Source organism: Shewanella sp. SM101, from assembly GCF_025654465.1.
In the GTDB taxonomy this organism is placed as follows: Bacteria; Pseudomonadota; Gammaproteobacteria; order Enterobacterales; family Shewanellaceae; genus Shewanella; species Shewanella oncorhynchi.
The window spans coordinates 19015-38204 of sequence record NZ_JAKKRH010000043.1; the positions used below are offsets into that span (position 1 = coordinate 19015).

Here is a 19190-nt window from a genome sequence, read left to right on the forward strand (position 1 = left end):
CAACACCTAAGTCGCATTTACCAAAGGTATTTTTACAGAGGTTGAAAGTCACATTTTCGAGGTTTTTTGGTCGTTTTGTATTAATTTGCCGATAGCTAGCTGAAATTGGATGAATTAAGTTCGAGCCATATTCTCCACTGCGGTGGATTAATCAATTTGAACACTAAATTATCTCTGCTTCGGTCAGCTTACCATTAAATGCTGGCAGCTATGTCGATAGTGCCTTCGTCGCTTTTCAAGATGTTCGCAGTAACAAGTGAGTTCTTGCAAAGTACCCACGGGACCTTTAAATAACTGCCCGAAATGGTGAGTGAGCTTAAGCCAATGCTCAGGTGGAATATTAAGGCGACTCAGTAAGCTGGCACTGCTCGAACTGATACTCCCGCGTTTATCATCTCGAATAATTCTGCCGGTATCGTCGACCAGTTGCAGATAATCTTGTAAATCAAAGTGCAACCCTTTAGGAATATTGTCCCGCTCATTACCGATAAAGGGCAATAATGTTTGAGGTTGTTTGCCTGCGAGTGCCGCGCGGATACGCCGTTGAATGCTGGTGAAATCCGAGGTTTCTGGTGTTGTGGCTAGTTGAGCGCGGATAGGGTTGAGGTCAACATAGGTCATACATGCGAGTACTGCCGCCTTATCAAGTAGGGCTTGGGATTTAAAACGGCCCTCCCAGAAGCGTCCTGTGCAGTTATCCTCTTGATTTGCCTTACGGGCGATAGGTTCATTTAACGCTCGCATAAACCAAGAGATATCACTTAAGCGACTGCGATATAGGGCGATATGGTGTTTAAGGTTAGCCACGTCATGGGCTTCAACAATGTGCCCTTTGACAAATTGTTGTGTTAATTCAGTGCCTTTAAATACTTGATGCCAATGCTCAAGCACTTCTCTATCACTCCATTGATTGGCTTGGTAAATATCCACACAGAGTACCAAATGCAGATGGTTGCTCATCACTGCATATGTTGCAACATCAATAGCAAAGACCTGAGCCAGTTTAAGTAATTGCTGCTCTACCCACTCGCGTCTATGGTCGTAATTTTTACCTGAGAAAAGGTCTTCACCACACAAATAGGCACGTCTGACTACTCGACTACAGCAGTGATAAAAAGGCGTATCTTCCAAACTGACTTGAGTTCTCCTTGGCAGTGGCATCATCACACTCCTTGTGCAGGGAAACAGACACTAAGCCTAGTTGCTAATTTGGGGACTCACCAATAAGCACCATCAAATTCAGAATAATTAACAATGGGTGGCTTAGAAAAACTGCTTAGAAAAACTTGAATAACATGGATTGTTAGATGTGTTCATTTATGATGAAAGTATAAAACGGAGTAGTTTCATCCTCGATTAACTCACGTACTGAATTAAGCTGTAATCGTTTTGATACCGCTTTAAAAAAGCGCAAAGCCAGTTCATTTTCTTTGAACGTAGCGACCAGTATCGGTGTGCTAATCTGCTCAAATATTTGACGGACTACTTCGAGCGCAATCCAACCACCGCGATATTTAGGAAGAATAAAGAGGTCAGCCAGTTCCCAGATAAGCCTTTTTTCATCTTCAACCCATTCTAGTAGAACAAAGCCTATCAATACTTCATTTACCCAAATGAGGTAGGCTTTTGCCTCTTGTGAGTTAACATAGGATTCAAGATCTGAGGCTGTAGATCCATCATATAACCCATCAATGCCTATATCTTCTTTACTCCAAGATGTTGAATCAAAATAATAAAGTTGGAGCAGACGTTGTAGCGTTGTGGTGTCACTTGTTTTTAAATTGATAAGACTAACGTTTGACATCATTCATCCTGATTACCTGCGTCTTAGTATTGATGCTTGGGCACTGAAACATCCTGTTATCGAGCGTATATAATGGTATAGAGTTTTGCTTTGCTGAGGTAGCTTATTTATTTCAAATGGTTAGTGGCAGGCTGAAATCGACAGAAGTTTGCGAACCGTTACAGCTAGCGCACATGCTTTGGCGGATGCTAGCAAATACCGACGTTTAAATTGGCGTTAATTACGCGGCTAACTTGTAGTCTTATCTCAAATCAGCATAATGCTTCGAGCTGTTAAGCTTAACGCTATTGTTTACGGCCGCGGCTTGCGTCACTAACCAGTGCTTGTGGTTAATTAAAGTCATCACAATGCACTCGCTCAGCAATTTATTGTGTGGACTTGCAGTACTGTTTTCACTGACGTTCCTAACACCTTGATAAAGGATTGATTCTCCCTTTGACTCGCTCCCGCCAACCGACATCAAAGCATGTTTCCTCTAAAGAAACCGCCGCTAAGCCTTCTGCCTTAAAAGGCGCCGCTGCGGTGAGTCGACTCGCGTCCGAAGTGCAACGCGCATTTTTGCCCGATGGAGTATTGTCTAAACATATTCAAGGATTTAGTGCGCGAACAAGCCAGATGCAGATGGCACAGGAAGTGAGTGAGGCGATAGCGGCGAAGGGCAATGTGGTGATTGAGGCGGGTACGGGGGTAGGTAAAACCTTTGCGTATTTGATCCCTGCGATATTGAGCGGTAAGCAAGTCATCGTCAGTACGGGCAGTAAAAACTTGCAAGAGCAGTTGTTTTTTAAAGACTTACCCGCGCTGGTCGCCATGTTGGGGATTGAGCCTAAACTGGCTCTACTAAAGGGCCGCAATAATTATCTGTGCCAGTGGCGACTCGATAAGCAAATGAGTGAGGCGACACATATCGATGCGCGTTTGTTGGATGATTTGTTGAAAATTAATCAGTGGGCGAGCACCTGTAAAGATGGTGATATTGGCGGCTTAACCTCAGTGCCTGAGAATTCTTTGGCGCTGCCGCTTGTGGTCAGCACTAAGGAAAGCTGTATTGGTAAGCGCTGCGATTTTTACGATGCCTGCTTTACCCGCAAGGCGCGCAGCCGTGCTCTGGATGCCAAAATTATTGTGGTTAACCACCATTTATTTTTCGCCGATAGTGTACTGAAAGACACGGGCTTTGCCGAGTTATTACCCGATCCTGATGTGGTGATTTTCGATGAAGCGCATTTATTACCCGATATTTGCGTTAACTATTTTGGCCAGCAATGTTCGAGTCGTACTATCGATGATTTCATTCAAAAGCTACTCGCTATTTATCTGACCGAACTCAGTGATACTGGGCAACTCGCCCAATTTTGCCAGCGTTGCCTCGCTAAATTAAGTGATTGGCATAATCAGTTATATTCCTGCGGCGAATCCGATTGGCGTTTAGTGCTGGGCAATAAAGCGCTCGCAGGGGCGTCATGGGATTTATTAGCGGAATTAACTGCGCTGCAGAATTTATTAATGGCCCATATTGGCCGCAGTGAATTGTTAGATGATATCGCCATCAAGTTGGCTGAGCTGAATAATAAGCTCAGTGTGTTTTTTAACTGCGATAATAATCTGGCGGCCTACAGCATCGAATTGGGCAGTCGCTTTGTGGTGCTGCGAATTTCACCAATCAATATTGCCCGTGAGTGCCAACAGTTATTTGTACCCGAAACCAGCTGGATATTTACCTCGGCAACTTTGCAGGTCAACCGCAGTCTTGTTCATTTTGCCCGAGAAATGGGTATCGTTGATGCGCAGCAAAGCATTCTCGACAGTCCCTTCGATTATCCCCGCCAAGCGGTATTTTGTGTGCCGAGACAACTTGGGAGCGTGACCAATCAACAGCAAGCGTTAAAGCAGCTGGTGGATGTGTGCGTGCAAGCGATAGATGCGGCGCAGGGACGGACTTTTATTTTATTTACCAGCCATAAAATGCTCGAACAAGCGGCGCTGGCATTGCGAACTCGCACTCAGTATCCGCTGCTGGTACAAGGCCAAGCGGGTAAACAGAGTCTGCTGACTAAGTTTCGCCAACTCGGCAATGCGGTATTGCTCGGTACCAGTAGTTTTTGGGAAGGGGTGGATGTGCGCGGCAAATTGTTAAGCTGCGTGATTATCGACAAATTACCTTTTGTGTCGCCCGATGAGCCCCTGTATCGCGCCCGAGCCGACAATGTGAGTCGTCAGGGACTCGATCCTTTTACTGAAGTGTCGTTACCGCAGGCGATTATTGCGCTGAAACAAGGTGTTGGCCGTCTTATTCGTGATGAAAAAGATCGTGGTGTGCTGATCCTTTGCGATAATCGCATTGTGAATCGCTACTATGGCCAAGCTTTTTTAAACTCGCTGCCACCGATGGCGCGCACCCGTGACCTAGAAAAGGCATTGGCATTCTTGAGAACAATCCCCTGAGAGTCGTCTATGGCTTACCTAGCATACGTAAACTTGTCCTATTTGCCGGATATGGGATTCTGAGCTAAGTATTGAGCCGTTAAACATATTGTAAGGATATAAAAACGGAGGTAAAAATTGCCACCTGTGAGCAATAGATGGCAAACACCCTTGGAGGTTGGGTCAAGTGGCATCCTGCCTAATGGTTCCATTCAAAATAAATAATTCTTCGGCCTTTGATTTTAGATTTTTAGTGAATTAATGGCATTCTTTGCAAGCATCTGCTGGTGCTTTCTCTTGATGAGCGATGTGGCAATTGGTGCATGTTAAAACGCCATCATGTTTAGTATGAGCTTCGCCTGCGAGTGTTTTCATTTCTCCATGGCATGATACACATTGCTGATTTTCAAAAACATAATCCGCTGAAGGTTTTTTATCTTTATGGCAGGATTCACAGTCAGATCTTTCAGAATGACTGTCGGCAAGTGATACCGCCATTAAATTAGTTGAAAAGCACAGTGCGCACATTAGCATCATCTTTTTAAGCATGTTATTTCCCTTTTTTATTGTTGGTTAAATCATCATTTTGAAGCGAGTAAATCATATATCTAGTTATGAAATATGTAACTTGAAGTTGGAACTGTATTTTTCTCGCTGTTTTATTAGTGATATAAACGGAAAGATAATATCGCTTTTGCTTGGTGCGTAAGTTTAATAATCGAGAATTTTACACCTTAAGCTTTAGCAGTCTTGCGTGTGTATAATAGTTTTTTAATATGACAAAACCTTGATCGTTATCAAAGGTTAACGGGTGAGTTATTTTTTAGCGTTAAAGTATGATCAAGGTTATATTGCGGAATGTAAAAGACTAATGATTTAAATCTGGATTATGCAATTTATATTTTTAATGTTTATTTAAAAATTCTATATTTTAGAAAATGTATTGATTTTACTTTTTCTAGTCGGATGTGTGATATTCATTTTGGTCTTAAACAATAGGCGAAGCCAAAACGAGCTTCGCCTATGATGTTTAATGTTGAGTAGCAGAGCTACAATTACACATTAATTTCTGGCTTGCAGAGCTTAGAAACTTGCAGTTACCCCAGCATAAATACTGCGACTCTTTTGAATATAATCAAGGTCGGTGGCAACTTGGTCACGTTCAGAATCCGTTAGGTTAGTCACGCCAAGCTTCAGTCTAAACATAGGATTAATTTGATAATTCGCACCTATATCGAGCGAGCCATAACCCTCTGATTTGACATTGGCTCGTAAATACTGCTCGCCAGTATAATGGTAGGCGATAAAGGTGGATAAACCATCGAGTGCCTGCCATTGCAGTTTCAGGTTATAGCTGTCGTCCGGTGTTAAGGTAAAAGGCGCGCCATTTTGCTTATCTTCGGCATCGGTTTTACTGTAATTACCGTTTAGGCTGAGATCTTGAGTTAAATTGTACCAAGCTTGTAATTCCCAACCAGTGATCTTAGCTTCGTTCACGTTTTGGTAAGTTAATACTGTACCTGGGACTCTATTCCAAGTTTCGGTGATAATTTTATTTTCTACATCGTTATGGAAGTAGGTGATCGAGCCACCAAAATCCGTGGTTTGATATTGGGTCGATAACTCGTAGTTCACTGAGGTTTCGGGTTGTAGATCAGGATTTCCCGCAACGGTACAGGCGCCACGACAAGCGGGGATAATATAATCGGCTTGGGATTGCGCCATATTTGGCGCTTTAAAGGCTTTGCCGCCACCACCTTTAATGACCCATTCAGAGCTTAAGTTATACACTAAATACAAGCGTGGGCTAAATTCGGTGCCGTACACATCGTGGTGATCGACGCGCCCGCCTAAGGTGATATTGAGTTCGCCTAAGCTAAATTCATCTTGTAGATACAATGCCGATTGGCTGTCGTCTAAGGTGCCATCACCTAAAATATTGCGGCTATTTTCGAGCTGGGTCCAACGGTATTCTGCACCGCTGGTTAACATGTGATCGCCAAGCAGGACAGTGGTTTGACCGTCGAGATTGTGGTTGGTTTGGGTGATATTACCTATCTCGGCGATTAACGCTGAGTCGTCAGTCACCTCAACATTTTCATAGTAATAGCGCAGGCGAGTGTCGCCCCAGTTCCAGTGGCCATTATGGGTCAGACCTGAACTTATCCGCTCCGCTTGTTGGTTATTGGTGAGAATCGTGCCGTAGTTATTCCAATCAGACTCGCGTTCATCGTTGGCGTAACTTAAGTCAAATTGCAGATCTTGCTGGTTATCAATCAGCCATTGTAAATTGGCGAGGGCGCTGATTTCATCTCTGTCTTCTAACGCATCAATAGTGGGTTTTAAGTCCGAGCGCCATGCATCGCGTTTATTGCTGTCGACGATTAAGTTTGCCAGTAATTTATCTTTGATCAGCGCGCCACTGCTGTAGAAATTGTACTTAGTGCTATCGCCACCCTTGCCACTGGTAGGTGCATCGTATTGCACGCCAACGCTGGTTTGCCAGTCCTCAGTTGGTTGACGCAGTATGACGTTAACCACACCGCCCAAAGCTTCTGAGCCGTATAGGGATGACATAGGCCCACGCACAACTTCGATACGTTCAATGGCAGACATTGGAATAGAGGACAAGTCAAAATCGTTGCCATAACCAGAAGTTAATGCTTCGCGGGAGTTAATGCGGCGGCCATTAATCAAGATTAAAGTGTAATCTGAATCTAAACCTCGCAGGCTGATTTCATTGCGACCATAGGGCGTGCCTTCGCTGATGTTCACACCCTGTAAATAACGGACTGCGCTAGCAAGATCGTCTATGACTAGCGCTTCAAGTTCACTGCGGTTTATCACGGACACTGAAGCTGGCGCCGAAAGCTCCGAGTGTTTAGTTTGTGTTGCTGTGATCACCATGCGTTCCATTTCTGGAGTGGTATCTTGCGTGTTTGCAGCACTAGCCCATGCTGCAGGTAATAACAAACATAAACCAATAGCGCGCGATAGCTGGCTCAACATAGGTGTCTGTGTTGCATGAGATAGATGCGAGGTTTGGCGAGTGCGACGGATAAAGCGGGGCATATCATTCTTCCTTCGGTAATTTTGGCGAATGATAATTATTCTTAATTATAGCTTCAAGCTTGGATGTCTCTCTTTTGTGTAAAGGCAGTGTAAATTTTTTAGTGTTTAATAACAGTGTGATAGCCCGTATATTCGACGTGTTGCTCGCTGGCATGGTCATTCTGATTGAGCGCATTGAGCGGATTGAGCATAAGGCACTGAGTATGACGATCTGAGTCTGACTGTCGTCGGATAAATCACTAAAAAATAGTGAGAATAATCAGAAACTATCACCGCACAAAACTGCATAACGTAATATGAAGCTATATCAATATGATTAATATGGACATTTTAACTGGCATAAGCTTTGCTGGCGATGTGACTTTATGTCTCGTGGTGCATTCATGTTTGTGATGTGAATCGTCGCCATACAAAATGTATTGCCAATATTTACGGAGAGAATATGAATCCAGCATTTTATAGCCTAGCCACAGTCACTGTTTTAACTTTGTCACTCGCCACTACCGAACCTGCTGTTGCAACAGATGCGCCCGCATTAGCTAAAGTAGCATCAGTTAAAACGGCTGGGGCTCCACAAGCTGACATTGCGCAGCCCGCTGCTGCACTTACAGACACTTTATCTACCCAAATTGCAGCGGTGGATTTTGCTGTGTTCGACAGTTTCAATAAGTGTTCAGCCCCTGCTGAACTCAAGAAACACGCGGCGTTTTTCACTGAAGATGTGGAGTTTTACCACGACACGGGTGGCGTCACTTGGAACCGCAAGGATATGATCGCCAACACCGAAAAATATGCCTGTGGCCATTACCGCCGCGAGTTAGTTGCGGGCACGATGAAAGTGTTTCCGGTGAAAGAGTTGGCGCGATAGAGCAAGGCGTTCATCGTTTTTGCAGCCTTGAAACCGGCAATTGTGAAGGTCTAGCCGACTTTGTCATTGTGTGGCGCAAACAGGACGAGCAGTGGAAAGCCACTCGAGTGCTGAGCTATGGACACAGAACCGCTGAGGCCAAAACGGACTAAACCACTCAACCAAAGCTAGCTTTTAACAAAAAACGAGTCTTTAACAAAAAGCTAGTCTCTAACAAAATGTAGTAGTCGATTATTGGCGGGCATAGCCACATCTTGCTTCAGCGTTAGGCCTTGCTCGCTGGCTAAACTGCAAATCCATTCAATATCACGAATGCCGCTGGCGGGATCGCGCTGTTTTAAAAAGGCATCAAACTGGCGATTGCTGTCACTGCTAAATTCGCCTTGGTAGTTAAAGGGGCCGTAAATGCACAGGGTCTTGAGTTGGGGGAGATACAGACCAAGGCCAGTAAAAAACGCTTCAACCATATTTTTGCTCATAATATGCAAAGTGTTTGCAGTAAATACGCCATCAATATCAAATGTTAATCCCTTCACCGGCCATGGCGCGGTAACATCAAGGGTAAGTGGTAAGCGTAGGTTTGCCGCTGCATTGGGTCGCTTGCCTTCATGCATACACCTTGCGGTAATGACCTCAATATATTCAGCCTGATCGCTGGTTTGCCAGATTAAATGGGGAAGATTTGCTGCAAAATACACAGCATGTTGCGCTGTGCCACTGCCGATTTCGAGTACATGTTGGTTGAGTGAGAATGCTTGTGTTAATACCGCTAAAATCGGCGCTTTGTTGTTTTCACATGCTTGGGAAAACGGCAATTGGACAAGTGGTAATAGTGGCATAATGGACTCTAGGTTGCTGAGATAAAAAGAGGATGACGCCGCACAAGCCTATCTTAAACCAGCAAAAAGTATAAGGCTTAAAAGATAAAATCAGCCGCGCCTTAACATTCGGAGTCTCTATCTTAGGTAACTTAATCTTAGGTGCCTTAATCTTAGGTACCTTAATTTTAGTGCCTTAATTTTAGGTACCGCCATTTCAGAAGCTTCCATTTCAAGCACCTCCATTTCAGGTTCTTCAAGAAGGAGCCTGCAGCCAGCTCAACTCCCTTTGTCATGTCCTGCAAATAGTTATCGCAATTCAGTGTTGACCTCGATCTCAACTTAGATATACTCACAAATTCTGAACGTTTGTAAAAAATATAAAACAATTTCGGCATACTGTCGTGTTAAAACGAGCCTCCAGAACTGAGTGTCCAGAACTAAGACTTAACACTCACTTTCAGCCATCAACTTTCAACATCAAGGAATGACCATGCCAGCAGAGCGTTGCGCCTCCTACTACAATGCCACCATTGACCAAGAGTCAGATTATCCTGCGCTTGAAGGCGACATTCGAGTCGATGTAGCGATTGTCGGTGGCGGTTTTACTGGCGTGGCAACGGCGTTGGAATTATCTGAGAAGGGCTATAAAGTGGCGCTTATTGAGGCCAATAAAATTGCGTGGGGCGCAACCGGACGCAACGGTGGGCAGGTGACGGGCAGTTTGTCCGGCGATGTTGCGATGACAAAACAGCTGCGCCGTCAAATCGGCAATGAAGCTGAAGATTATGTGTGGAATATGCGTTGGCGCGGCCACGATATAATTAAAAATCGGGTGGCCAAGTACGGCATAGACTGTGATTTAAAGTTTGGTCATATCCAAACCGCTTACCAGCCAAAGCACATGCAAGAGCTTAGGGCTATGCATGATGAGGCGCAGCGCCGCGGCATGGGTGAATTTATGACGCTGGTATCCGCCGATGAAATGCCTGCCTATTTAGGCTCGCGCTTGTATCACGGTGGCTTAGTCAATCGGCGCAATATGCATTTGCACTCAGTCAATTTATGCCTGGGTGAAGGGCGCGCCGCAGCAGGTCTTGGGGCGTTAATCTTTGAACACTCACCCGTACTTGATATTGAAGAAGGCGATGTGGCGACTGTTGTCACTGCCAAGGGAAAAGTGCGCGCCAATAGTGTGCTGATCGCCGGTAATGCTTACCATAAACTCGCCCGTCCAAAACTGCGCGGTATGTTATTTCCGGCGTCCTTAGGCAATTGCGCCACTGCGATTCTGCCCGATGATATCGCTTTACAAATTAATCCGCAGGATTTAGCCGTGTACGATTGCCGCTTTGTACTGGATTACTATCGCCTGACCGCGGATAAACGGCTGATGTTCGGCGGCGGCACTAACTACAGCGGCCGCGATCCTAAAAATGTGGCTGCGGAATTACGGCCTGCGATTGAGCGTACGTTTCCACAATTAAAGGGCGTTGATATCGAATTTGCCTGGGCCGGAATGGCGGGAATTGTGATTAACCGTATCCCGCAGCTCGGCAAAGTGTCGCCTAATGTATTCTATTGCCAAGGATATTCTGGGCACGGAGTGGCGACATCGCACATTATGGCCGAGATCATGGCCAATGCGATGGATGGGCAATTGCGTGAATTTGATTTGTTTGCGGCCATGCGCCATATCCGCATTCCGTTAAATGAATGGTTCGGCAATCAAGCGCTTGCATTAGGCATGTTGTATTACACTTTGCGGGAAAACTGGCGCTAGTTTGCGCCGTGTTGTCTGCTACCAATCAATTTGCTCAAACAGTATTTAATCCTGCTCGGCGAGTTTTTCGGCAAGATAATCAACCAATACGCGGATCTTGGCCGACAGGTGGCGGTTTTGCGGATAGAGTGCCCAAATGCCTTCTTTGGCTTCGCGGTGACTGTCAAGGAAGGAGAGCAACCGTCCGGCTTGAATATCTTCTTCAATATAATAATCAGGCAGTTGAACTATCCCTATGCCTTTTAGTGCCGCATCCCTTAATGCGTAGCCGCTGTTACAATTGAGATTACCGCGGACTTTAATATTGCGCTCGCGGCCATTTTCGACAAAGCGCCAGTAATTATGATTACCGATCAAACAATTGTGCTGGTTAAGCTCAGATAAGGTATGGGGCTGACCGTATTTTTCCACATAGCTTGGTGAGGCGGCGACATAGTGGGTACGGCTGCTGAGCGGTTTGGCCATCAGGCTTGAATCGGCGAGTTTTCCGAGGCGAATCGCCAGATCATAACCGCCTTCAATCAAGTCCAAGGTGCGATTGGTCAAGTCGACGCTAAATTCAACACTGGGATATTGCACCATAAAATCATTGAGTAACGGCATGATAAATTTCTCGCCATAGGCGACGGGCGCTGTGAGCTTGACTAAGCCTTGGGGTGAGTCCTTTAGGTTTGAGATGGCGCGCTCGGCTTCTTCTAACCCAGTTTGTAATTGGCGGCAATGACGATAATAAATCGTGCCTTCTTCGGTTAACGACACTTTGCGGGTTGTGCGGTAAAAGAGTTTTGTGCCAAGGCGATTTTCTAAGGTGCTCACTTGGCGGCTAACGTGGGCGGTGGAGATATTCAGCCGCTGCGCTGCTAGGGTAAAACTTTCGGCCTCGGCCACTGCGACAAATTCAGAAATGCCATCCCAGAGATACATTGTTGTTACTCAGTAAAAATGAATTGCTTGAATACTAGATTGTCTCTCGCTGAGAAACAAATACAATCCTCCTATTCAGTAGCATCAGTACAATGGGCGCAAGAATTTGCTTGGCCTGAATTGAATTTATGATACACCAATGACTTACTCCTATTACCTATTCAAGGGACGTAACAATGTCGAATGAAAAACCGCAGTTTATTAAATCAAAGGCCGCTGTTGCTTGGGGGCCAGGACAACCACTTAAGATTGAAGAAGTGGATGTGATGTTACCTAAAGCGGGCGAAGTCTTAGTGCGCATTGTGGCTACGGGCGTGTGTCACACGGATGCCTTTACCCTGAGCGGTGATGATCCAGAAGGCGTATTCCCAGCGATTCTAGGCCACGAAGGCGGCGGTATCGTTGAGCAAGTGGGCGAGGGCGTGACGAGCGTGCAAGTGGGCGATCATGTGATCCCGCTTTATACCCCAGAGTGCGGCGAGTGTAAGTTCTGCCTATCGGGCAAGACTAACCTGTGCCAAAAAATTCGTGCGACCCAAGGTAAGGGCTTAATGCCCGATGGCACCACGCGTTTTTATCTCGATGGCAAGCCTATTTTCCATTACATGGGTTGCTCGACCTTCTCTGAATATACTGTGTTACCTGAAATCTCATTGGCTAAAGTCAATAAGAGCGCGCCATTAGAAGAAATTTGTCTGCTGGGTTGCGGCGTAACCACAGGTATGGGCGCTGTGATGAATACGGCCAAAGTGGAAGAAGGTGCGACCGTGGCGATTTTCGGCCTCGGCGGTATCGGTTTATCGGCGATCATTGGGGCGACTATGGCCAAAGCCAGCCGCATTATCGCGATTGATATCAACGAGTCTAAATTCGAGTTAGCCAAAAAACTCGGCGCGACCGATTGCATCAATCCTAAATTACTCGATAAGCCCATCCAAGAGGTGATCGTTGAAATGACCGATGGCGGCGTGGATTACTCATTCGAGTGTATCGGCAACGTCAACGTGATGCGCAGCGCCTTAGAGTGTTGCCATAAGGGTTGGGGTGAATCAGTCATCATAGGTGTTGCCGGTGCTGGTCAAGAGATTTCAACCCGTCCATTCCAATTAGTGACTGGCCGAGTATGGCGCGGTTCTGCCTTTGGCGGTGTGAAAGGGCGTTCTGAACTGCCCCACATTGTTGAGCGTTACATGGCGGGCGAATTTAAGCTCGATGATTTTATCACCCATATTATGGGACTTGAGCAAATCAATGAGGCGTTTGAGCTGATGCACGAAGGTAAGAGCATCCGTAGCGTGATCCATTTTGATAAATAAGCGATTTTGCACGCTAAGTTGATGCTTCAGCTTGATGTGACAAACCAGCAGACAGGTGCAAATCTGTCTGCTGTGTTGCCAATTGATCAGATGATTAACGCTAAGACAAGCGCTAACAGATTGAGCTAAAAGGACTTGTATGACCATAGAAAATATCAGTTGTAACAAGAGTTTCGGCGGTTGGCATAAGCAGTATCGCCATCAATCTCAGTCGTTAAACTGCGAGATGCGCTTTGCGATTTATCTGCCGCCTGAGGCGGTGAATAAACCTGTGCCTGTGCTGTATTGGCTTTCAGGTCTAACCTGTACCGATGAAAACTTTATGCAGAAGGCGGGTGCACAGCGCATGGCAGCGGTACTTGGGATGGCGATTGTCGCCCCTGATACCAGTCCTCGCGGTGACGATGTGCCCGATGCGGCTGATAAAGCTTACGATTTAGGCTTAGGCGCGGGTTTTTACCTCAATGCGACAAAAGCACCTTGGAATCGTCATTACAAAATGTACGATTACATAGTCCATGAGCTGCCTAACTTGATTGAAGCGCATTTTCCCGTCACTACCCAGCGCGCTATCTCCGGCCATTCGATGGGCGGTCACGGTGCTTTGGTGATTGGTCTGAGTAATCCGCACAGATATAGCTCAATTTCGGCTTTTAGCCCGATTTCGAATCCGAGTAATGCACCTTGGGGCATTAAAGCCTTTAGTGAGTATTTAGGTGAAAATCGTGAACATTGGCGCCAGTATGATGCCTGCGAGTTGCTTAAGCTCGCGATTAGCGAAGTGCCAATACTGATTGACCAAGGTGAAGCTGACAGCTTTTTAGATACCCAATTGATGCCACAATCGCTGGTGGATATCGCCCATACCAAGGGTTATCCCTTGGATGTGCGGATGCAAGCGGGGTACGATCACAGCTACTACTTCATCGCAAGCTTTATTGAAGAGCACCTTAAGTTCCATAGCTTGTACTTTAAGCCTTAAACCCATTTAAAATATTGATACAAAAGGCGCAGTGATATTGTTTTATCACTGCGCCTTTTGTTTACCCAATACTGTCTCTTGGTCGTTGGATAGCTTAGAAACATGTCACGCTTGAACATTAATTTGGTTGAATAAAACATTTATCAACAGTAAGTTAGTATTCAATATTTAGGGATTTGAAACGTATTTAAAGGAGATTTGATGAGGATCGTTAAACTTGCCATGTTAGGCGCATTGTTGATATTAGGGGGATGTGCATCGTACACCACCCCAGGTGGTAGTGTGCAGCTGAGTTCGTTAGCTGAATCGGATATCAACTTACTTATGTCCAAAGAGCCTGCTGCGGTGTTTCCTGCAAATATTTCGGTAGCGCGTATTCAAGCTCCCGGTTATTTATCCTATCGAGTAAGCAGTTTTGGTACAGGTCGTTATAGCGTGGTGACGACCCGAGAAGTTGAGACGGAAGCCGACTTTGCTAGGCTAGCTAAAATGCCACAAGTGTCAGGTATTGCGCCATTAAATCGCATTTTACTCCCTGAGAATTTGGACTCGATAAAATCCTTACGAGAAGCCGATGCGAGATTAAAAGCGGATATCTTACTTATCTATACCTTCGATACTTCATTCCATGCGGGTGAACAACAGTTTGCTCCACTCAATGTGGTGTCTTTGGGTTTCTTAAAGAATAAAGAGATCAGTGTAACGACGACTGTTTCTGCTGCATTTTTTGATGTTCGGACTGAATATCTTTATGGACTTGCCGAATCTACCGCGAAAGAGACGGGAAATGCTAGCGTATGGGGAACGTCTGAAGCGGTAGATGATTTGCGGGTGATTACCGAAAAAACGGCATTTACGCAGTTAATCCCTGAAATAGAAAAAGCTTGGGCGGGTATTATTTCGCAGTATTCCCTGAAAAAATCTTAGTTATGCCAGTTGCCTCACATCTACCATCGATAGCGATTTAGGAGGCAAGTGCTAGCTAAAACAAAAATGCCGCAACTCACTGGTTGCGGCATTTTTTATGGTGCGATTTAAGCGATTAACGAGAGTTAACTAACACTCAGTACTCAGTACTTAGCACTCAGCACTCAACAATGTTGACCGCTAAACCACCTTTGGCGGTTTCTTTGTATTTGCTGCGCATATCTCTGCCGGTGTCCATCATGGTTTTGATCACTTTATCCAGTGAAACCTTATGGTTACCATCGCCACGCAGGGCCATACGAGAGGCGTTAATCGCTTTAATCGCGCCCATGGCATTACGTTCGATACAAGGCACTTGCACTAGGCCGCCCACAGGATCGCAGGTTAGACCTAAGTTATGTTCCATGCCGATTTCAGCCGCGTTTTCAACGTGCTCAACCGTACCGCCCATGATCTCAGTCAGTGCGCCAGCGGCCATAGAACAGGCCACACCCACTTCACCTTGGCAACCGACTTCGGCGCCCGAAATTGAGGCATTTTTCTTGTACAAAATACCAATTGCAGCGGCAGTTAATAAATAACGGGCGCAGACATCGATATCCACTTCTTGTACGAAGGTATCGTAATAGCATAATACGGCAGGAATAATTCCCGCAGCACCGTTTGTTGGCGCAGTGACGACGCGATCACCGGCCGCATTTTGCTCGTTGACCGACAGGGCGAATAAATCGACCCAATCCATAGCGGTTAATGGATCGACATTGTTACGGCCTTCGGCTTTCAAACGGCGGTACAGTGCAGGAGCACGACGACGCAGTTTTAGGCCGCCAGGTAAAATACCTTCCTTCTGATAACCGCGTTCGATACAGGTTTTCATCGTCTGCCAAATATTCCACAGCTTGGCTTTGACTTCATCTTCAGTGGCTAAACTCAGTTCGTTCGCCATCATTAAAGAAGAAATGCTGAGACCTTGTTCTCCGCATAATTCCAGTAAGTGAGCCGCACTCACAAAATCAAAAGGAGCCGATTCAATTTGTGAGGCTGGCGATGCATTACGTTGGCTAATTTCATCTTCATCTAAAATAAAGCCGCCGCCCACTGAGTAGTAAGTGCGATCAAAAATGCATTCCCCTTTACAGTAAGCGTACAAGGTCATGGCGTTAGCATGCGCAGGTAGCGTTTTGCGTCTGTGATAGGTAATGCCTTGCTCACGGGTAAACTTAACCACTTTGCCACAGTGCAGCGTTAAGGTTTCGTCCTTGGAGACGTGTTCTAAAATACCGTCGATACTGTCAGTGTCCACGGTTTCGGGATCTTCGCCCATTAAGCCTAAAATCACTGCTTTGCCCGTGCCGTGGCCTTTGCCTGTTTGGCCGAGGGAGCCAAAGAGCTCGGCTCTTAATTCATCAATCTGGGTCACGAGTCCTGAGTCAGTCAGGTTTTGCATAAAGATTTTGCCCGCTTTCATTGGGCCGACGGTATGTGAACTCGATGGACCTATGCCGATCTTGAACATGTCAAATACGCTAATCATGATAGAAGTCCTGTTGTGTCTTGTTTATTATTTTAGTCTGAGTGCATGGGATTGCTCGCTCTGCAGATTGAAGCACGCTAATCTTGCGCGTGTACTCTGGTCAGTGGCGGCGTTCTTTCATGCGAAATCTGCTTGTGTGATACTCTAACGCCAGTATCCCATAGATTAGTGTGACAATTCACATTAGTTTTTTTTATTCGTAATAGTTCGGATAAGCTGAACTTAATTGGGACTTTTTTACAGGCCATTTTATGGCCAAGAATACAGGCTTCGACAGCGCTACAAGAGTAGGTGGCTCGCTTTTTTTAGCTTTTTTGTGAGCGTGGACTACTTATGGCTTGAGTGGTTATTTTTTGAGTATTAATGAATATTTTTAGGGAGAAGTATGAGCTATTTAATGTTGGATTTACTGTCGTTGGACGTCAGTGAGGCTGAATCTGAGATGCTACGCCATCCACAGGTGGGTGGTTTAATCCTATTTTCCCGCAATTTTTCGAGCCGTGATCAGTTGATCCGTCTGGTACAACAGATACGCCAAATACGCCCAGAAATATTAATCGCCGTAGATCACGAGGGTGGCCGAGTACAACGTTTCCGTGATGGCTTTACCATTATTCCCGCCATGGGCGACATTTTACCCGCAGCAAAGGGCGATATGGTATTGGCCAAGCGTTGGGCCTGTGAGCTCGGTTTCTTGATGGCGATTGAATTACTGGCTTGCGATATCGACTTAAGTTTCGCGCCCGTGTTGGACTTAAACGGCGTGAGCCAAGTCATAGGTAAACGCAGCTTTAGCCCAGAGCCCGCCGAGGTTATTACATTGGCCGAAAGCTTTATTGCTGGCATGGCCGCAGCTGGCATGGGCGCCGTGGGTAAACATTTCCCCGGACACGGCAGTGTGGTGGCGGATTCGCACTACGAGAAACCCATTGATGATCGTGATGCCGAGGCCATTTTTGCAAAGGATATCCTGCCGTTTAAAGAATTGATCGCAAAAGAGAAATTATTAGGCGTGATGCCCGCGCACGTGGTTTACCCTAAAGTCGACCCTAACTCTGCGGGCTTCTCCGAATACTGGTTAAAACAAGTGCTGCGTAAAGAACTTGGCTTTAACGGGGTGATTTTCTCCGACGATCTCGGCATGCAAGGCGCAGGATTTGCGAGCGATTACCGTGCAAGGGCCAGCGCCGCCTTAGCCGCAGGTTGCGACATGATTTTAGTGTGTAATGACAATGCGGGCGTAATGTCGCTACTCGATGGCTTTACTTGGCCTGTGAGCGCGCCACAGTATCCTGCGAGTTTACTTAAACCCAATGCCTCGCAAACGGCAGCGGCGCTCGATAATACGGCTCGTTGGGAAAATGCCAAGCAGCTTGCCGAGCAAATTTGTTTGGCTCAACAGGCGAAAGTTTGATGTAGCGCAAGGTGTGAGAGCACTCTTTTGCTAGGGTTAGTTAATTCACTGTGATTAAAAATGATTAAAAGGCCTTGATATGATTTTCTATCTTCATGGATTTGATGCGACTAGCCCAGGTAATCACGAAAAAATGCGTCAGTTGCAATTTATTGACCCTGACGTACGTTTGATCAGTTACAGCACCTTGCACCCTAAGCACGACATGCAACACTTGCTCAAGGAAGTTGCTAAGCAAATGCAGCATTGCGACGATCCCGCGCCGTTAATGGTTGGCGTAGGACTCGGCGCTTATTGGGCCGAGCGGATTGGATTTTTAAATGGTCTTAAATCTGTGCTGATTAACCCTAATTTGCACCCAGAAAATAATATGCAGGGCAAGATTGACCGCCCAGAAGAATATGCCGACATTGCCAATAAGTGCGTGTCGAAATTTCGTGAAAAGAATACTCACAAGGCCATGTGCATATTTTCTGTGAATGATGAGATGTTCGATAATCAGCAACTCGCCAGTGAATTAAGCGCCTATTATTCGATTGATTGGGATGACGTTCAGCCCCACAAATTCCCCCAACTCGCCGCCCATCTCCCCAAAATAAAAGCCTTTAAGTTGGCTTGATTAATATCGATTGAATAAAAGTATCACTCCTCTTTTTATATTTAAGAGGGGGAGTGGATTTATCTCATCGGCTATTCCGCCTTATGGTTTTGGCTTTTAATACTTCATGCCGCGCACATTGCGACTCTGAATATGAATGTGGCTATTGGGAATATTTTTAAGTAGAGCACATTGAGGGCTCTAGATTATAAAATCGATTGTATTGGTTTTGGACTTAAATGTGTAGGAAAGTAGTCTAGGGTGACTGCGACTTTTGGTTTTGTTTTTAGGGGATTAGCGTTGGCTGGTATCTACGCATATAGGCTTGCCATGGCATTGACTCACCGACACGCAGCCAGTCCATCCTTGGATGCTCGACCGCCCCGTCCATGGGGCGGACGGTCGTCTCGCCAATCACCATGGCTCACCTTTCGTGCATTCACGTAACCTGTAGATTTAAAAGACATACGCAACACACTTTTGGACAAAACCTTGTTAGATAATTGGCTCTTTTTAGCCAAATTCGGATTAGCTATTCTTGGAGTAACGTCTTATCGATTTTCAAGTAATACAATGGCATGGTTTGTAACAAAGATAAGGTTGTTTGCCCAGTACCAAAGTCATCGATAGCCACTAAAATCCGCAACTGGCATAAGCTTTCAATACGCTGGCGCCACGTTAAACGCAATCCTAAAGCCCGAGTCAACCTTCATATCGGCAAAATCT

General features: G+C 45.8%; 16 protein-coding genes. 8 read left to right on the plus strand and 8 right to left on the minus strand.

Annotated elements, in window-relative coordinates; translation table 11 throughout:
* Positions 1-183: 183 nt before the first annotated feature.
* Together L5M38_RS19160 and L5M38_RS19165 are read right to left on the minus strand one after the other, a co-directional pair.
* Positions 184-1161 carry a transposase gene (locus L5M38_RS19160; protein WP_263180044.1) on the minus strand — a complete coding sequence of 326 codons (978 nt, stop codon included), beginning with the start codon at positions 1159-1161 and terminating at the stop codon, positions 184-186.
* A gap of 142 nt (positions 1162-1303) precedes the next feature.
* Positions 1304-1804, minus strand: coding sequence for a GNAT family N-acetyltransferase (locus L5M38_RS19165; RefSeq protein WP_158683085.1), 501 nt, complete (start codon positions 1802-1804; stop codon positions 1304-1306).
* Between the two features lie 435 nt (positions 1805-2239).
* Between L5M38_RS19165 and L5M38_RS19170 the strand changes: the two genes are divergently transcribed.
* Complete coding sequence (locus L5M38_RS19170) at positions 2240-4249, plus strand: ATP-dependent DNA helicase (protein ID WP_263180038.1); 2010 nt, start codon at positions 2240-2242, stop codon at positions 4247-4249.
* 237 nt (positions 4250-4486) lie between these two features.
* Here the strand turns inward: L5M38_RS19170 and L5M38_RS19175 are convergent, their stop codons facing one another.
* Both L5M38_RS19175 and L5M38_RS19180 read right to left on the minus strand, forming a co-directional pair.
* Positions 4487-4777 carry a cytochrome c3 family protein gene (locus tag L5M38_RS19175; RefSeq protein WP_028759787.1) on the minus strand — a complete coding sequence of 97 codons (291 nt, stop codon included), beginning with the start codon at positions 4775-4777 and terminating at the stop codon, positions 4487-4489.
* 534 nt (positions 4778-5311) lie between these two features.
* Positions 5312-7300: a TonB-dependent receptor domain-containing protein gene (locus tag L5M38_RS19180; protein ID WP_219251576.1), complete on the minus strand. Its 1989-nt coding sequence runs from the start codon at positions 7298-7300 to the stop codon at positions 5312-5314.
* Positions 7301-7742: 442 nt separating this feature from the next.
* Between L5M38_RS19180 and L5M38_RS19185 the strand changes: the two genes are divergently transcribed.
* Positions 7743-8168, plus strand: a complete 426-nt coding sequence (locus tag L5M38_RS19185; protein WP_263169012.1) for a nuclear transport factor 2 family protein — start codon at positions 7743-7745, stop codon at positions 8166-8168.
* A gap of 203 nt (positions 8169-8371) precedes the next feature.
* Here L5M38_RS19185 and L5M38_RS19190 read toward each other — a convergent pair whose 3' ends face one another.
* Positions 8372-9007, minus strand: a complete 636-nt coding sequence (locus L5M38_RS19190) for a class I SAM-dependent methyltransferase (protein ID WP_263169016.1) — start codon at positions 9005-9007, stop codon at positions 8372-8374.
* 472 nt (positions 9008-9479) lie between these two features.
* Here L5M38_RS19190 and L5M38_RS19195 point away from each other — a divergent pair, with 472 nt between their 5' ends.
* Positions 9480-10769: an NAD(P)/FAD-dependent oxidoreductase gene (locus L5M38_RS19195; protein WP_263169019.1), complete on the plus strand. Its 1290-nt coding sequence runs from the start codon at positions 9480-9482 to the stop codon at positions 10767-10769.
* A 45-nt stretch (positions 10770-10814) separates the two neighbouring features.
* Here the strand turns inward: L5M38_RS19195 and L5M38_RS19200 are convergent, their stop codons facing one another.
* A complete protein-coding gene (locus L5M38_RS19200) occupies positions 10815-11693 on the minus strand; it encodes a LysR family transcriptional regulator (RefSeq protein ID WP_263169021.1) in 879 nt (292 codons plus the stop codon).
* Positions 11694-11869: 176 nt separating this feature from the next.
* On the opposite strand from L5M38_RS19200, the gene L5M38_RS19205 reads away from it, so the two are divergent.
* From L5M38_RS19205 to L5M38_RS19215, 3 genes are all read left to right on the plus strand, one after another.
* Complete coding sequence (locus tag L5M38_RS19205) at positions 11870-13009, plus strand: S-(hydroxymethyl)glutathione dehydrogenase/class III alcohol dehydrogenase (RefSeq protein WP_263169022.1); 1140 nt, start codon at positions 11870-11872, stop codon at positions 13007-13009.
* 139 nt (positions 13010-13148) lie between these two features.
* The gene (fghA, locus tag L5M38_RS19210) at positions 13149-13991 is read left to right on the plus strand and encodes an S-formylglutathione hydrolase (RefSeq protein ID WP_263169024.1); all 843 of its coding nucleotides are present in this window, start codon (positions 13149-13151) and stop codon (positions 13989-13991) included.
* Positions 13992-14192: 201 nt separating this feature from the next.
* Positions 14193-14918 (plus strand): hypothetical protein, encoded by a 726-nt coding sequence (locus L5M38_RS19215; RefSeq protein ID WP_263180039.1) that lies wholly within the window; start codon positions 14193-14195, stop codon positions 14916-14918.
* A gap of 157 nt (positions 14919-15075) precedes the next feature.
* Here the strand turns inward: L5M38_RS19215 and L5M38_RS19220 are convergent, their stop codons facing one another.
* Positions 15076-16452, minus strand: a complete 1377-nt coding sequence (locus L5M38_RS19220; RefSeq protein WP_028759794.1) for an L-serine ammonia-lyase — start codon at positions 16450-16452, stop codon at positions 15076-15078.
* 385 nt (positions 16453-16837) lie between these two features.
* On the opposite strand from L5M38_RS19220, the gene nagZ reads away from it, so the two are divergent.
* On the plus strand, positions 16838-17866 hold the full coding sequence (gene nagZ / locus L5M38_RS19225) for a beta-N-acetylhexosaminidase (protein WP_263180041.1): 1029 nt from the start codon (positions 16838-16840) through the stop codon (positions 17864-17866).
* 79 nt (positions 17867-17945) lie between these two features.
* Positions 17946-18485 carry an alpha/beta hydrolase YcfP gene (gene ycfP / locus L5M38_RS19230; protein ID WP_263180042.1) on the plus strand — a complete coding sequence of 180 codons (540 nt, stop codon included), beginning with the start codon at positions 17946-17948 and terminating at the stop codon, positions 18483-18485.
* Positions 18486-18996: 511 nt separating this feature from the next.
* Here the strand turns inward: ycfP and L5M38_RS19235 are convergent.
* Entirely contained in the window at positions 18997-19152 is a 156-nt protein-coding gene (locus L5M38_RS19235) for an EAL domain-containing protein (protein WP_263180043.1), read from the minus strand.
* Between the last annotated feature and the right edge of the window lie 38 nt (positions 19153-19190).

Bases quoted from the DNA above. Each gene is read 5' to 3' on its own strand.
- L5M38_RS19165 (WP_158683085.1), bottom strand. From the start codon at position 1,804: ATGTCAAACGTTAGTCTTATCAATTTAAAAACAAGTGACACCACAACG.
- L5M38_RS19200 (WP_263169021.1), bottom strand. From the start codon at position 11,693: ATGTATCTCTGGGATGGCATTTCTGAATTTGTCGCAGTGGCCGAGGCC.
- L5M38_RS19205 (WP_263169022.1), top strand. From the start codon at position 11,870: ATGTCGAATGAAAAACCGCAGTTTATTAAATCAAAGGCCGCTGTTGCT.
- L5M38_RS19185 (WP_263169012.1), top strand. From the start codon at position 7,743: ATGAATCCAGCATTTTATAGCCTAGCCACAGTCACTGTTTTAACTTTG.
- L5M38_RS19220 (WP_028759794.1), bottom strand. From the start codon at position 16,452: ATGATTAGCGTATTTGACATGTTCAAGATCGGCATAGGTCCATCGAGT.
- nagZ (WP_263180041.1), top strand. From the start codon at position 16,838: ATGAGCTATTTAATGTTGGATTTACTGTCGTTGGACGTCAGTGAGGCT.
- fghA (WP_263169024.1), top strand. From the start codon at position 13,149: ATGACCATAGAAAATATCAGTTGTAACAAGAGTTTCGGCGGTTGGCAT.
- L5M38_RS19195 (WP_263169019.1), top strand. From the start codon at position 9,480: ATGCCAGCAGAGCGTTGCGCCTCCTACTACAATGCCACCATTGACCAA.
- L5M38_RS19190 (WP_263169016.1), bottom strand. From the start codon at position 9,007: ATGCCACTATTACCACTTGTCCAATTGCCGTTTTCCCAAGCATGTGAA.
- L5M38_RS19180 (WP_219251576.1), bottom strand. From the start codon at position 7,300: ATGCCCCGCTTTATCCGTCGCACTCGCCAAACCTCGCATCTATCTCAT.
- L5M38_RS19160 (WP_263180044.1), bottom strand. From the start codon at position 1,161: ATGCCACTGCCAAGGAGAACTCAAGTCAGTTTGGAAGATACGCCTTTT.
- L5M38_RS19215 (WP_263180039.1), top strand. From the start codon at position 14,193: ATGAGGATCGTTAAACTTGCCATGTTAGGCGCATTGTTGATATTAGGG.
- ycfP (WP_263180042.1), top strand. From the start codon at position 17,946: ATGATTTTCTATCTTCATGGATTTGATGCGACTAGCCCAGGTAATCAC.
- L5M38_RS19175 (WP_028759787.1), bottom strand. From the start codon at position 4,777: ATGCTTAAAAAGATGATGCTAATGTGCGCACTGTGCTTTTCAACTAAT.